This window comes from Noviherbaspirillum cavernae (assembly GCF_003590875.1).
Taxonomy (GTDB): Bacteria; Pseudomonadota; Gammaproteobacteria; order Burkholderiales; family Burkholderiaceae_D; genus Noviherbaspirillum; species Noviherbaspirillum cavernae.
Genome location: NZ_QYUN01000002.1, coordinates 2,775,486 through 2,790,537, shown reverse-complemented (window position 1 = coordinate 2,790,537; position 15,052 = coordinate 2,775,486). Strand labels below are relative to the sequence as shown.

Here is a 15,052-nt window from a genome sequence, read left to right as displayed (position 1 = left end):
AGTCAATACAATTAACGTTCCGAAACAACCCTCGCCCGCAACAATAACGACGAAGAAATGAAACCCCATTTATCGCGCTTGATCGCCAGTACTGTGTTGACAGTATTGGCATTGCCGCAGCTTGCACACGCCCAGCAGGACCCGATTGGCCGCTTCGAGATCGTGCGGTACGACATACAGGGGAACACCTTGCTCACGCCGCAGCAAACCGACCAGCTGCTGGCTCCGTTTACCGGCAAGCAGCGCAGCTTCGGCGATGTGCAGCAGGCCGTCGAGGCGCTGGAAGGCGCGTATCAGAAGCTCGGCTACAACGTGGTCCAGGTCGTGCTGCCGGAGCAGGAATTGAACCAGGGTGTGGTGCGGGTTCGGGTAATCCAGCCCAGACTGGCCAGGGTGCGCGTGGAAGGGCAGCAGTTCTTCGACGAGGCCAACATCCGTCGCAGCCTGCCCGGCCTGCGCGAGGGCGAGACGCCCAACATCGGAAAAATCTCGTCCAGCCTCAAGCTCGCCAACGAAAATCCGGTGAAGAAGACCAATCTGCAATTGCATGGCGGCAGCAGCGAGAACGACATCGACGCCACGGTCAAGGTCATCGACGACAAGCCATGGCGCGTCGGCGCGGTCATCGACAACACCGGCAACCCCAGCACCGGCGAGACGCAGATCAACGCGATCTTTCAGCATGCCAACGTCGCTAATCTCGACCACGTCGTCAGCCTGCAATACACGACTTCGGTCGAGCATCCGAGCAAGGTCAGCGTCTATGGCGCGGGCTACCACATCCCGCTGTATGCGCTGGGCGAATCGATCGACCTGTTTGCCAGTTATTCCGAGGTTAATTCGAGCGTGGTGCTGGCCGGCATTTTCGATCTCCCAGTCACCGGTGAGGGTTCGGTGTTTGGCGTGCGCTACAACCAGAACCTCCGCCGTCGCGGCGATTACGAATCGAAGCTGATCTACGGCCTCGACTACAAGGCGTACAAGAACAGCATCACCGACGACGTGACCGTGCATCCCCTGAGCATCGGCTATCTGGGGACATGGACGCCGGCCAAATCCGAAGTCAACTTCAGCGCCACCGCGTTCCACAATATCCCGGGCGGCGACAAGGGCGGCACGGCGGACTTCAACCGCGTTCGCTTCGGCGCGCCGTCGGTCTACAACATCGTGCGCTACGGCGCCAGCTACAGCCGTGCGCTGCCGAACGACTGGCTCGCCCGCGTGAGCATGACCGGCCAGTATACGAACGATGAACTGGTGCCGGGCGAACAATTCGGCATCGGCGGCGCAAGCTCGGTGCGCGGCTTCCAGGAGCGCGAAGTCTCCAACGATTCCGGCTACGTGATCAACGCCGAGGTCTACACGCCCAATCTGTGCGGCGGCATCCAGGCCGTTGCCGCGCAATGCCGCGCGCTGGCGTTCTACGACATGGGCCGCGTGAGCCGCAACAACCCATTACCCGGTGAAATCGACAAGGCCTCGATCGGCAGCATCGGCGTCGGCCTGCGCATGAACATCGGCAAGACCATGAGCTTGCAAGTGGATTACGGTCATGTGGTGGATGCCGGGATCACCACCGGGAAAGGCGACGACCGCGTGCATTTCCGTCTCGGCCTGTCGTATTGAGAATCAGGGGAACAACATGAAAAAGAATGCCGAAACGCGTACCAGCCTTCGTCGCAAATTAATGCCGCTGCTGATCGCCGGCTGCTTCGCGCCAAGTGCGGCATGGGCCAATCCGAGCGGCGCGCAGGTGGTGAGCGGTCAGGTGAGCTTCGACACCAAGGGCAACACCCTGACGATCACCAACTCGCACGGCTCCATCATCAAATGGGACAGCTTCTCGATCAATGCCGGCGAAGTCACGAAATTCCAGCAAAGCGCCAATAGCAGCGTACTGAACCGCGTCGTCGGCAAATACTCGTCGGAAATTCTCGGTACCTTGCAATCGGAAGGCCGCGTGTTCCTGATCAACCCCAACGGCATCCTGTTCGGTCAGGGCGCGCAGATCAATGTCAACGGTCTGGTCGCATCGACGCTGGACATTACAAACGAAGACTTCTGGGCAGGGAAGATGAAATTCCAGGCGGGTAGTACCGCCGGCAACCTCAAGAACGAAGGCAAGATCACCACGCCGAACGGCGGACAGGTCTACCTGATCGCGCCGAACGTCGAGAACACCGGCATCATCACCTCGCCGAGAGGCGAGGTCGTGCTGGCAGCCGGCCACACGGTGCAGCTGGTCGATTCCGCCGATCCCGATCTGCACGTCGTCATCAGCGCCCCCGACAACCAGTCGCTCAACCTCGGCGAGATCATCGCGGCAGGCGGCAAGGCCGGCATCTACGGCGCACTGATCAAGCAGCGCGGCATCATCAGCGCCGACAGCGCGGTGGTCGGCGAAAGCGGCAAGATCGTGTTCAAGGCCAGCAAGGAAACCATCCTCGACGCCGGCAGCAAGACCAGCGCCACCGGCGCAGGCAGGGGCGGTGAAATCCACGTGCTCGGCGAGCGCATCGGCGTGCTGGGCGACGCGAAGATCGACGCCAGCGGCCAGACCGGCGGCGGCACGGTCTTGGTCGGCGGCGATTATCAGGGCAAGAACGCCGCCATGCCAAACGCGAAGAGCACTTACATCGGCAAGGACGCGCAGATCAAGGCCGATGCCATCGGCGACGGCGACGGCGGCAAACTGATCATCTGGTCGGACGAAGTGACGCGCGTCTACGGCAGCCTGTCGGCGCGCGGCGGCGCGGCGGGCGGCAACGGCGGGCTGATCGAAACGTCGGGACACTATCTGGACGTGGCCGGCATTCGGGTGAATGCCGGGGCCTCCAAAGGCAAGACAGGAACCTGGTTGCTGGACCCTTACGACATTGAAGTTGCCGCCAGCGGAAGCGATGTCCTGACTGACTTCGACAACTATACCAAGCCGCCGAACACGGGCGTCTCGACCATCAGTGCCAACACAATTTCGGGCGCGACCGCCGATGTGATATTGCAAGCGCAGCACGACATCACCTTCAATGCGGCGGTCGATATCACGGCTCCCGGCGTCGGCCTGTACGCGAGCGCCGGTAACGATATCGTGGTGAACCAAAGCATCGAGACGTACGGTGGCGCCATATCGCTGAACGCAAACTATCTCCCGTCCGATCCGGGCAATACGACCGGCGCCGTGCGGATCAACAATGCGCTGACATCGAACGGCGGCGAGATCTCCCTGAACGGCAAATCCATCGCGGTGGGCGGCGCGGTATCGGCAGGCAGCGGCGAGACGGCGGGAATGGTGTACCTGAGTGCCGACAACATCCAGCTGGGGACGGGTGCCGGCAGTTCCATAGAAGGACGGCTTGTCCAACTGAGCGCCAACAGCGCTGGCGGTACCATCTCGACAGCGGGAGCGCCATCGACGATCAGCGCCTTTACCGACGTCGAACTGACAGCGGATAACACCGACTTCACGGGCCTCACGATCAATGCAGGGCAGACGATTGAATACCGCACTTACACGGAAGGTAGAGACATCCGAACCAGCGCGCTGATGAATGCCCTATTCAATGCGCCGGTGCTCCTCATGAGCAATGCCGGTTTCAACGGTGCCATGCAGGGCAATATCATTGTGGACAGAGCCATCGAACTGCCGGGCAAGACGGTGTTTCTGGAAACCGGCGGCACCGTCAGCCAGTCTGCGCCAATCATCGCCAATGCATTGGGTGTGAATTCCGGTAGATGGGACAGCGAATCGTCTGTCGTGGTGAATCCTGGTGGTGTGTTTCTCGACCATCCGGGCAATACGGTAGGGTACCTTGCCGGCTCGACCATGGGCGGTGCCTTCAACTTCACGAATTCGCAGGGCATCAATGTTGCCAATGTCGCCGTGCAACCCGCAGCTGCATATGGCATTCGTACGGGAGGCGGCAACATTTCGCTGCGCGCGAGCGGCGGGGATATCGCGGTGAACAAGAGCCTCGATGCAGGAACCGGCAACGTCACGTTAACGTCCGATGGCGCGATATCCATGGACCAGTACGAGGATTATGGCGACGGCATCATGGCAAATCATCTGTCGGCCGAGGCGAAGCGCGGGATCGGCATCATCAGCCGTGTCAGTTCGTTCAGCGCGATCAATACGGATACGTTCGGCAGTTCCGCGATCGTCATTGACAACAAAGGCGCGCTGACAGTCAATGAGGTCCGGCAGGCCGGTAATGGCGGCGATATCACCATCAGCAGCCAAGGCGAATTCCTGGAGGGAGATCCCAACTCTCCGGACTCGCCGTCCCCGTCTTACGCCCCCGGAAATATCACCGTGGCGTCTGGCGTCAATGCGGGTACCGGCACAGTCATGTTGCGCGCGGCTGATGCCATCATCGATGGTGGAGGAACCGTGATCGGAAACCGGCTGGTTGCCGAGGCCTACAGCGGCATCGCACTCAACACCAGCGTGAGTGCCCTTGTCGCCAGCAATGCCGGCTCGGCCAGCACTTCCGATATCAGTATCAAGAATACCGGCCCGCTTTCAGTGGAGTACGTCTGGCAAGCCGGAAGCGGCAACATCTCCATCGACAACATCGGCGCGATGACGGTCGCTGCGACCACCACCTACCTGATGGCTGGAAGTCCGGTGCCGCAAGCCGGTGTTTTCGCGAACACGGGCAACATCAGCCTGGTCACGCACAGCCCGCTGACCATCAACGGCGCAGTCAGCACTGCCGGGAACATTGCACTGGAAGCGGGTGCGAGCAACAGCGTCAACGATATCCTGACCATCAACGGTCCGGTCAGCGCAGGCGGCACCATCGCCTTGACCGCAGGGGCCGGTATCGTCATCAACCAGATGCCCGTGGGTAGTTCGGTAACGCAAACCGCCAACCAGAACAGCGTCCTGTTTCCACCGCCGGTCGTTCCACCCAGCGTCGTGCCACCCAGCCTCGTGCCATCCGCATCCATTGCCGCCACCATCAACAACGTGAACAGCCAGATCACATCGATGACCGAGCGCGTCACGCAGGACGTCATCATCGGCGGCGTGTCAGGCGATGACGACGGCGTGCCCGATCCCGGCAGTGGCGGCGGGAACCAGAAAGTAGCCATCAACAACAACGGAGCAAAGCGGAATGAAGCTGCCAAGATGTATTGCAACTAATGCGTTGCTGTTGCTGGCGCTCCTTTTCACGGGGGCGCTGGCACATGCCGCGCAGGTCGCCGGAACGATCACGCATCTGAGCGGCCCGCTGCTGGCGAAGAAGGCGGACGGTTCGGTGAAAATCCTGTCGCAGCAATCGACGGTGGAGCAGGGCGATGTCCTGTTCACCGAGAAGGACACGTATGCGCGCATCAAGTTCGCCGACAACAGCGAAATCACCCTGAAGCCGAATTCGCAATTGAAGATCGACAGCTTCGTCTTCGAAGAGGGCGCGCCGGACAAGGACAGCGCCACCTTCAGCCTGGTCAAGGGCGGACTGCGCGCCATCACCGGCCTGCTGGGCAAGCGCAACAAGGAGCGCGTCGGCGTGAATACGCCCGCGGCGACGATCGGCATCCGCGGCACGACCTTCCTCGTCGAATACGTGCCGCCGTCGCAATCGGCGGTCGCTGCTTACGGCTTTGCCAGCGTCGCGGCCGCCGGTGCGTCGAGCTGGACATCGGATCGCGCAAGACTGACCGACATGCCGTTCAGCGAAGCGCCGCTTGCCATCCTGCCGCGCAGAGAAGAGACACCGGTGGTGCTTGCTCAGTTGATGCCATCGGCACCGCCCGTGAGAGCCCCCGGTCTCTACGTCCAGGTTGTGGACGGGATGATCAATCTCAGCAACAAAGGCGGCACGCAAAGCTTTTCTGCCGGTCAGTTTGGTTTTGTGCCGAGCTTCCAGCAACCGCCGATACTATTGCCTGTCAATCCGGGCATACAGTTCACGCCTCCGCCTGCATTCTCGGCCTCCGTCGGAGCGCAAGGCCGGCAAGATGCCGGCGCGGCATCGTCCGCAGTGGACTGTGAAGTACGGTAGCCGGTCATCATGAAATCCATAGGAGACGAAATGGTGGTGCTTTCATCAGCGGCCGGCAAGCTGCGCACGGACGTCGCGATGGCGCATCCCGCGCGACGAGGTTCCATACGATGAGATTGCAGGTGCTGGGGTGTGCCGGCGGGATCGGCGGACAGCAGCGGCTGACCACCTGCCTGCGGCTGGATCGCGATATTCTGCTCGATGCCGGCACGGGCGTCTCCAGTCTCGATGTCGATCAGCTGGTCGGCATCGATCACGTCTTCCTGACGCACAGCCACCTCGATCACGTCGCGGGGCTGGCCTTTCTGGTCGATACCGTGGTCGGCAAGCGCGCCGGTCCGGTGACCGTGCACGGCACGCGGGAAGTCATCGACGCCCTCAAGACGCATCTGTTCAACTGGGTCCTGTGGCCCGACTTCGCGACGATTCCCGATGCCGTCAATCCGGTGCTGCGCTGGGTACCCTTCGTGCCGGGCGAGACGATCGACATCGGCGGCCGCATGATCACCGCGCATCCGGTCGATCACATGAGCGGCTCGGTTGCATATTGGGTGCATGACGGCGATGCCGGCTTCCTGTTCTCCGGCGACATGTCGTCCACGCCCTCTCTGTGGGCCGCGTTCGCGCATGAAGAGAAGTTGCGCAAGGTGATCGTGGATTGCTCGTTCACGAACAGCGAAGCCGGACTCGCCGCCAGGTCCAGGCATTTCTGTCCGCAATCGCTGCTCGCCGATATCGAGGCGATGCCGCGTTCGATCGAGTTCCTGATCTACCATCTCAAACCGGGGCAGGAACGGCAGATCATGGAAGAGCTCGCTGCCGCAGCAGGCGGTCGCGCACTGACGGCGCTCCAGTGCGGCGACATGTTCGATTTCTGACGATGCCATGAGCCCCGCAAACCGCAACAGCGCAGCGGGAGCGCCCCGCGTCACGGGCCGCGACACATGACAGACCTTGCGCATGCCGAAGTCGCCGACAGGCTGGAGAAGCTGACCGAGCTCAGTGTGGAGCTCGGCGCCGGCCACGACATCACGGTGCTGCTGGAGCGGATCCTGCTCGCCGCCAAGAGCATGACGCACGCCGACGGCGGCACGCTGTATCGCGTCAGCGCCGACGGACAGCAGCTGTGCTTCACGATTTCCATCAATGATTCGCTCGGCATGTACCAGGGCGGCGAGAACGGCAAGGCGATCGACCTTCCGCCCATTCCGCTCGTCACCGAAAGCGGCGGCAAAAACCTGAGCGCAGTCGCGGCATTCGCGGCCAACACCAGAACCTCGGTCAGCATCGACGATGTCTACAAAGCCGACGGCTTCAACTTCTCCGGCATGCGCAAGTTCGACGCGCAGTACCGCTATCACTCCGAATCCTTCCTGACCGTGCCGATGCAGGATCACGAGGGCGAGCTGCTCGGCGTGATGCAGTTCATCAATGCAAAAGACCCGGCCACCGGCAGGACGCGGCCATTCACCGCAACCGACCTGCGTTTCGTCGAGGCGCTTGCGTCGCAGGCGGCCATCGCGATCAACAATCGCAACCTGATTGCGCGGCTGGAGGATTTGTTCGAGTCCTTCGTGAAGATGATCAACATCGGCCTCGACGAAAAATCGCCGCACACCGGCCGTCATTGCGAGCAGGTCCCCGTGTTGACCATGATGCTGGCCGAAGCCGCGCATCGCACCGACAGCGGACCGCTGGCGGCATTCGCGATGACCGAGAATGACCGCCGGCAATTGTGGCTTGCGGGCCTCCTGCACGATTGCGGCAAGATCACGACGCCGGTGCACGTGGTGGAGAAGGCGACCAAGCTGGAAACGATCTGCGACCGCATCCATCTGGTCGATACGCGCTTCGAAGTGCTCAAGAGAGACGCGCAGCTGAGGGCGCTGAACAAGCGTCTTGCGGTGCCGGGCGATCCCTTGCGCGACGTGGAGATCGAGCGCGAACTGGAAAGCGAACTGGCGCGGCTGGACGACGATCGCGCCTTCCTGCGCCGCGCCAACTTCGGCAACGAAGGCATGTCGCCGGAAGATCAGCAGCGGGTGCGCGACATTGCGTTGCATCGCTGGACCGGGCCGGATGGCAGGGAGCGCAATCTGCTCGACGACGAGGAAATCGCCAACCTGACGATACGCGCCGGCACGCTCAATCCGCAGGAGCGCGACATCATCAACAACCACATCGCCGTCACCATCAGGATGCTGGAGTCATTGCCGTGGCCGAAGCATCTGCGCGATGTGCCGGCGTACGCCGGCGGCCATCACGAGAGGATGGACGGCAAGGGTTATCCGCGCGGACTGCGCGGCGACCAGATGCCGGTGCAGGCGCGCATGATGGCGATCGCGGACATCTTCGAGGCCTTGACCGCGAAAGACCGTCCGTACAAGAAGGGAAAGAATCTGAGCGAGTCGCTGGAAATTCTCGGCGGCTTCGTTCTGCGCAACCACATCGATCCAGACCTGTTCGACGTATTCATCCGCGAGAAGGTGTATCTCGACTATGCGCGCCGCTTCATGGATCCCGCGCAGATCGACGAGGTCGATGAAAGCCGCATTCCCGGTTACAAGTCTTGATACAAGCGCCTGACACGGCGTTCAATTTTTCTGGAGTCATCTTGCGCAGGCTATTTTCCAAACACGGTACCCGCTGGACCCTTGGCCTCGTCCTCACTGTACTGGCCTGTGCGCAGACGCTGGGCATGTTTCCCGCAACGCTGACGGACCGCATCGACCTGTTTTTCTACGACATGCGCATACGGGTGCAGCCCGCCGCGCCGGACCCGCGCATCGTCATCGTCGATATCGACGACAAGAGCATCGCCGAAGTGGGACGCTGGCCGTGGAGCCGCAATGTGATCGCCGATTTCGTGACGAAACTGGCGGACCACTATCACGCAAGGACGATTGCCTTCGACGTGCTGTTCAGCGAAGCGGATACCAGTTCGGGTTATGGCGTGCTGGAAGGGCTTGCCAAGGGAGAGTTGAAGGAGTTTGCGGCCTTCGGCGAACGACTCAAGACGCTGAAAGCCTCGCTCGACTATGACGGACGACTTGCCGCGGCATTGCACGAGCGTCCCGTCGTGCTGTCGTATTTTCTTTCCAACCGTGCGCATAAAGGACTTCTCCCCGCGCCCGCGTTCACCGCGTCAGAGCTGAACGGCAATGCGCTCGACGTGTTGCCGTGGAAGGGATACGAGGGTGCCTTGCCCGCCTTGCAGCGGACGGCAAAGGCCGGCGGATACATGAACACCGAGATTGATCCCGACGGCCTGCTGCGCTCGATACCGCTCGTCGCGCAGATCGACAACAGCTATTACGAATCGCTTGCACTGGCCACCGCGCGCGTTGCCCTTGGCGCGACCGCGATCCGGCCCGTCTTTCTTTCCGACGACGTCAGATCGGACCAGGCGCAGCGCGAATACGGCGTGCTGGAATCGCTCCGCCTCAACACCTTGCCTCGACAGACCGTGATTCCGGTCGAACGCGAGATCAAGGCGCTGATCCAGTACCGCGGCCGTGGCGGCCCGGACGGCGGGACGTTCCGCTACATTGCCGCAGCGGACGTGCTCAAGGGCAGGGTACCTTTGCAGGATCTCGAAAATAAAATCGTGCTCGTCGGCACAACCGCCGCCGGTCTGAAGGATTTGCGCGCGACACCGGTCAACAGCGAATATCCGGGAGTGGAAGCCCACGCCAACATGGTCGCGTCGATCCTCGACGGCGACTTCAAGCAGCGTCCGGACTTTGCCGCGGCCATTGATCTGCTGCAGGTGATCGCGCTCGGCGTCACGCTCACGGTGGCACTGTCGCTGCTGACGCCGGTCTGGTCCATCCTGTTCTCGCTGACGATGGCGGCTGCCATCGGCGCGTTCAATTTCTGGATGTATCAAGCGCACGACATGGTGCTGCCGGTCGCCAACGCACTGCTGCTGATCGCCGGCCTGTTCGTCGTGAATATCGCATGGGGCTACCTGTTCGAGCACCGCAAGGGTCGCGCGATGGTCAACCTGTTCGGCGAATACGTCGCGCCGGAACTGGTCGCGGAAATGGCCGCCAATCCCAACAGCTACAGCATGGAAGGCGAGAGCCGCGAACTGACCGTGTTGTTCGCCGATGTGCGCGGTTTCACCACGATTTCCGAAGGGCTCGACCCGAATACGCTGCGCGAATACATCAACATCTATCTCACCGCGATGTCGGAAAACATCCGCGGCAATCGCGGCACGCTCGACAAGTACATCGGAGATGCGGTGATGGCCTTCTGGGGGGCGCCGGTCACGCTGCCTGATCACGCCGCCCGCGCGGTCGCCACCGCGCTCCAGATGCAGGCTACCGCCGCATCGCTGAACAGGGATTTCCTCGCGCGCGGCTGGCCGGCACTCAGGATCGGCATCGGCCTGAACACCGGCGAAATGCGCGTCGGCGACATGGGCTCAAAAATCCGCCGTGCCTACACGGTCATGGGCGATGCGGTGAATCTGTCGTCACGACTGGAAGGCATCACCAAGGTCTATGGTGTCGGCATCACCGTCGGCGAAGGCACGATGCGCGCCGCGCCGGATTTCGCCTATCGTGAACTGGATCGCGTGAAGGTGAAGGGGAAGAACGAACCGGTGCCGATCTTCGAACCGATTGCGCTGAAGACACAGCTGGATGCTGGTGTCAGGGACAATCTCGAAAAGTGGCATGAGGCGCTGGCGCTGATCCGCGCGCAGCGATGGGATGAGGCGGAGAGCCGCGTGCGTGCGCTGCATGACAGCGCTCCGGATGACGGCTTGTACCTGCTTTATCTCGAGCGCATCGCGCATTATCGCGAGCATCCGCCCGGGACTGATTGGGATGGCGTTACGACCTTCGAGACGAAGTAAACCGTCCCTGCGGCAAGTACACGGCCTGTCTGCCTTCGCTATCGTCGAATTCCACTCGGCATCTCCTTGAATATAGTCGTCATTGTGGCGAGCCTGTATCTGACGCTGCTGTGTGGTGCGGGCATGCCGGGTTCCCGAATCGAAAAAATGCCATGATGATTATCTTTGCGTAGTGGCTGATGCGCACTCTTGGATGGAGAATATTTCCGCGTTGGTTCCATTCTTCCCCCCACGCGAGAAATTTTTTGCCGTGACCGATCCATGTCGCGCTCCCTGGGGCATCGCGCGCATGACATTGGCGAGGTCGCATCACATTGCATAGAATTGTTGCGAGGCGCTTGCATCACCCATCTGCGATGTCATCGCCTTCAGCTCCACTCCCTTGCGCAGCTTGCGCACCTTTGTTTCGTTCACCGGTTCCACGTCACCTGGAGGAACATCATGCAAAGCGTTAACAGAATCTCCCCCTGTCTGTGGTTTGACGACCATGCCGAAGAGGCCGTCACGTTTTACACGGGAATTTTTCAAAATTCGAAAATCACGAAAATCTCCCGCTATGGCGAGGCAGGGAAGGAGTTTCACGGGAAAGAACCGGGAACGGTGATGGCGATTTCTTTCGAGCTGAACGGGCAGCCATTCTCTGCGCTTAACGGCGGTCCGATGTTCAAGTTCAACGAGGCGATTTCGTTCCAGATCGATTGCGCGACGCAGGAAGAGGTGGATCACTACTGGAGCAGGCTCTCTGCCGGCGGCGATGAGCAGGCGCAGCAGTGCGGCTGGCTCAAGGACAAGTACGGCGTTTCCTGGCAGATTGTGCCGAGCGTCTTGATCGAGATGCTCGGTGATGCCGATACGGTGAAGTCGCAACGGGCCATGACGGCGATGTTGCAGATGAAGAAGTTCGACATCGCTGCGCTCAAGCGCGCTTATGCCGGTTAGCGTGGTTGCAGCAGCGCCGCCCGAGGTGTATGCACAATGCTGTCAGCCCCTGTGCGCCTGCATCGATGTTCATCCATTGCGAAAAGACAATCCGTCCTCTCAAGCGGGACATGCCGGAATGGAAATTTGGCGAGGCACGGCCTATGCTTTAGACAGTGAGTCAACATCGATACTGGAGGTGCAACGTGGATATGCTTCTGTCCCGGCCGCCAAGCGATGCGCATATTGCCGGCGAGCAGCACGCGGCCGACGCGCATCTGTCATCAGCCCTGCCTCTGCACGAATCCGACGGCGATGCCGTTTCACCGGCCAGCATCGATCGGCTGATGCATGCTTTCATGGGGCGGCTGACGTCGTCGATTTCCCCATCCAGCCTTGCGCTCGCCTATATCGACTGGGCGTCGCACCTCGCGCAGGCCCCCGGCAAGTGGGGGCAGCTTGCCGAAAAGGCGATGCGCAAGACGGGCCGCCTGCAACTGTATGCGGCGCGCGCGTCGGTCGGCAAGGCGACGGAACGCTGCATCGAACCGCTGCCGCACGATCGCCGCTTCAACGATCCTGCGTGGCAGCGCTGGCCGTACAACGTTATCCATCAATCCTTCCTCCTGCATCAGCAATGGTGGCATAACGCGACCACCGGCATCGGCGGCGTATCGCCGCATCATCAGAACATGGTGTCATTCGTGAGCCGGCAATTGCTCGACATGATGTCGCCCGTCAATTTCATTGCGACCAATCCGGAAGTGCTGGAGACGACGATCGAGGAAGGCGGGCAGAATTTTGTACGCGGTGCCGCCACCTTGCTGGAAGACTGGGAACGCGCAGTCGGCGGCAAGCCGCCGGCGGGTACCGAAGCGTTTCAACCAGGGAAACAGCTTGCCGTGACCCGCGGACAAGTGGTGTACCGCAACCGCCTGATGGAATTGATCCAGTACACACCGGCAACACCCGAGGTCCTTGCGGAGCCGATCCTGATCGTGCCGGCGTGGATCATGAAGTACTACGTCCTCGATCTCTCTCCCGCCAATTCGCTGGTGAAGTATCTCGTCGAGCGCGGCCACACAGTGTTCATGATTTCGTGGCACAACCCGACGGCGAAGGATCGCGACATGGGCATGGATGATTATCTGCACAGCGGCGTGCTCGAAGCCCTGAATGCCGTGCAGACCATCGTGCCGGAACGGCCGGTCAATGCGGTCGGCTACTGCCTTGGCGGCACCCTGGTATCGATCATGGCGGCGTACTTTGCGCAGCGCGAGGATTCGCGCCTGAATTCGATGACGCTGTTCGCGGCGCAGACCGACTTCACCGAAGCGGGCGAGCTGCGCCTCTTCATCGACGACAGCCAGCTCAATTTTCTCGACGACATCATGTGGGATCAGGGCTATCTCGACAACCGCCAGATGGCCGGTGCGTTCCAGTTGCTGCGCTCGCATGACCTGATCTGGTCGCGCATCATCAATCAATACCTGATGGGACGGCCCGCGCCGATGAACGATCTGATGGCGTGGAATGCCGATGCCACGCGCATGCCTTACCGCATGCAAAGCGAGTATCTGCGCTCGCTGTTCCTCAACAACGATCTGTACGCGGGGCGCTACAAGGTGCGGGGCAGGCCGGTGGCATTGAGCGATATCGATCTGCCGATCTTCGTGGTGGCGACGGAGTCCGACCATGTCGCGCCGTGGCGCTCGGTCTACAAGATCAATGTGATCGTCGATGCCGATCTGACTTTCCTGTTGACCAATGGCGGCCATAATGCGGGCATCGTGAGCGAACCGGGACACGAAGGCCGCCATTTCCGAGTATCGCGCTGGCTGCATGGTGACAAGTACGTCGATCCGGACCGATGGTTCCTCGGCACGCCCGCCGTCGAAGGCTCGTGGTGGCCGGTGTGGGCGGACTGGCTGGCGAGCAATTCAGAGGGGTGGGTCGCGCCGCCCGCAATGGGGGCGGCAGACAAGGGCTATCCGCCGCTTGGGCCGGCGCCCGGTAGCTATGTGCTGGAACGCTGACGAGACTTGATCGGCGCTACTGCCTGCAATACATCGTCACCACGCATGCGCCGCCAAGGCCGAGGTTGTGCTGCAGAGCGATGCGCGCATCCGGCACGCCGCGTTCGCCAGCGGTGCCGCGCAATTGGTGCGTCAATTCGAAGCATTGCGCGAGGCCGGTCGCGCCGAGCGGATGTCCCTTTGACAGCAGGCCGCCGGATGGATTGGTGACGAACCTGCCACCGTAGGTATTGTCGCCATCCTCGACGAACTTTTCCGCGCCGCCTTCGGGGCACAGGCCCAGCGCCTCGTAGCTGATCAACTCGTTCTGCGCGAAGCAGTCGTGCAGCTCGATCACATCCACCTCGTCGGGACCGATGCCCGCTGCCTCGTACACCTTTGCCGCCGCTTCCTTCGTCATGTCGTAGCCGACCACGCGCATCATGTCGTCCGACTCGAAGGTGCCGGCGCGATCGGTAGTCATCGCCTGCGCCGCGATGGATACGCGGGTATCCAGCCCCTTCGCCTTCGCGAAGTCTTCCGAGACAAGCACCGCCGCCGCGCCGCCGCAGGTCGGCGGACATGCCATCAGGCGCGTCATCACGCCGGGCCAGAGCATCGGCGCGCTCATCACATCCTCTTCCGACACCAGCTTGCGGAACAGCGCGAGCGGATTGTTCGCGGCATGGCGGCTCGCCTTGGCGCGTATCTTCGCGAAGGTTTCCAGCTTCGTGCCGTACTTCTTCATGTGGCTCAATCCCGCGCCACCGAAGTAGCGCAGCGCCAACGGAATTTCCGGCATACCGAGTAGCCTGTCGGTGACTGCGTCGAATTGATCGAACGGACTCGGCCGGTCCTGGAACACGGAACCCAGTGCGCCGGGGCTCATCTGTTCGAAACCCAGTGCCAGCACGCAATCCGCCGCGCCGCTCGCGATCGCCTGGCGGGCAAGGAACAGCGCGGTCGAGCCGGTCGAGCAGTTGTTGTTCACATTGACGATAGGGATACCGCTCATGCCGATCCGGTACAGCGCCTTCTGCCCGCTGGTCGAATCGCCGTACACGTATCCGGCATAGGCTTGCTGAATGTCGTCGTAACCGACTCCCGCATCTTCCAGCGCCAGCCGCCCGGCCTGCGCGCCCATCTCGTCATACGACGCGCTCGCGCCGGGTTTTGCGAACGGGATCATGCCAACACCTGCGACGATTACCTTGCGACTCATGTCATCCTCCATGTTGTTG

General features: G+C 61.5%; 10 protein-coding genes. 8 read left to right on the top strand and 2 right to left on the bottom strand.

Annotated features, from left to right (window positions below; translation table 11 throughout):
* The first annotated feature begins 57 nt into the window (after positions 1-57).
* The 6 genes from D3870_RS13075 (at position 58) to D3870_RS13050 (ending at position 10,878) form a co-directional block, all read left to right on the top strand.
* A complete protein-coding gene (locus D3870_RS13075; protein ID WP_119739718.1) occupies positions 58-1,626 on the top strand; it encodes a ShlB/FhaC/HecB family hemolysin secretion/activation protein in 1,569 nt (522 codons plus the stop codon).
* Positions 1,627-1,642: 16 nt separating this feature from the next.
* The gene (locus D3870_RS13070; protein ID WP_119739716.1) at positions 1,643-5,149 is read left to right on the top strand and encodes a two-partner secretion domain-containing protein; all 3,507 of its coding nucleotides are present in this window, start codon (positions 1,643-1,645) and stop codon (positions 5,147-5,149) included.
* Positions 5,121-6,011: a FecR family protein gene (locus tag D3870_RS13065; RefSeq protein ID WP_119739714.1), complete on the top strand. Its 891-nt coding sequence runs from the start codon at positions 5,121-5,123 to the stop codon at positions 6,009-6,011. Before D3870_RS13070 ends, D3870_RS13065 begins: the two co-directional genes overlap by 29 nt.
* Before the next feature lie 110 nt (positions 6,012-6,121).
* A complete protein-coding gene (locus D3870_RS13060; RefSeq protein WP_119739712.1) occupies positions 6,122-6,889 on the top strand; it encodes a 3',5'-cyclic-nucleotide phosphodiesterase in 768 nt (255 codons plus the stop codon).
* A 66-nt stretch (positions 6,890-6,955) separates the two neighbouring features.
* Positions 6,956-8,584 carry a GAF and HD-GYP domain-containing protein gene (locus tag D3870_RS13055; RefSeq protein ID WP_119739710.1) on the top strand — a complete coding sequence of 543 codons (1,629 nt, stop codon included), beginning with the start codon at positions 6,956-6,958 and terminating at the stop codon, positions 8,582-8,584.
* 38 nt (positions 8,585-8,622) lie between these two features.
* Entirely contained in the window at positions 8,623-10,878 is a 2,256-nt protein-coding gene (locus tag D3870_RS13050; RefSeq protein WP_119742070.1) for a CHASE2 domain-containing protein, read from the top strand.
* Positions 10,879-11,187: 309 nt separating this feature from the next.
* On the opposite strand, the gene D3870_RS22800 is transcribed toward D3870_RS13050, so the two are convergent.
* Positions 11,188-11,460, bottom strand: coding sequence for a hypothetical protein (locus D3870_RS22800; protein ID WP_242490097.1), 273 nt, complete (start codon positions 11,458-11,460; stop codon positions 11,188-11,190).
* On the opposite strand from D3870_RS22800, the gene D3870_RS13045 reads away from it, so the two are divergent.
* Together D3870_RS13045 and D3870_RS13040 are read left to right on the top strand one after the other, a co-directional pair.
* Positions 11,350-11,817: a VOC family protein gene (locus D3870_RS13045; RefSeq protein WP_242490074.1), complete on the top strand. Its 468-nt coding sequence runs from the start codon at positions 11,350-11,352 to the stop codon at positions 11,815-11,817. The two genes, D3870_RS22800 and D3870_RS13045, sit on opposite strands and share 111 nt — an antisense overlap.
* Before the next feature lie 191 nt (positions 11,818-12,008).
* Positions 12,009-13,832 (top strand): PHA/PHB synthase family protein, encoded by a 1,824-nt coding sequence (locus D3870_RS13040; protein WP_119739707.1) that lies wholly within the window; start codon positions 12,009-12,011, stop codon positions 13,830-13,832.
* Between the two features lie 16 nt (positions 13,833-13,848).
* On the opposite strand, the gene D3870_RS13035 is transcribed toward D3870_RS13040, so the two are convergent.
* Positions 13,849-15,033, bottom strand: coding sequence for a lipid-transfer protein (locus D3870_RS13035; RefSeq protein WP_119742068.1), 1,185 nt, complete (start codon positions 15,031-15,033; stop codon positions 13,849-13,851).
* Between the last annotated feature and the right edge of the window lie 19 nt (positions 15,034-15,052).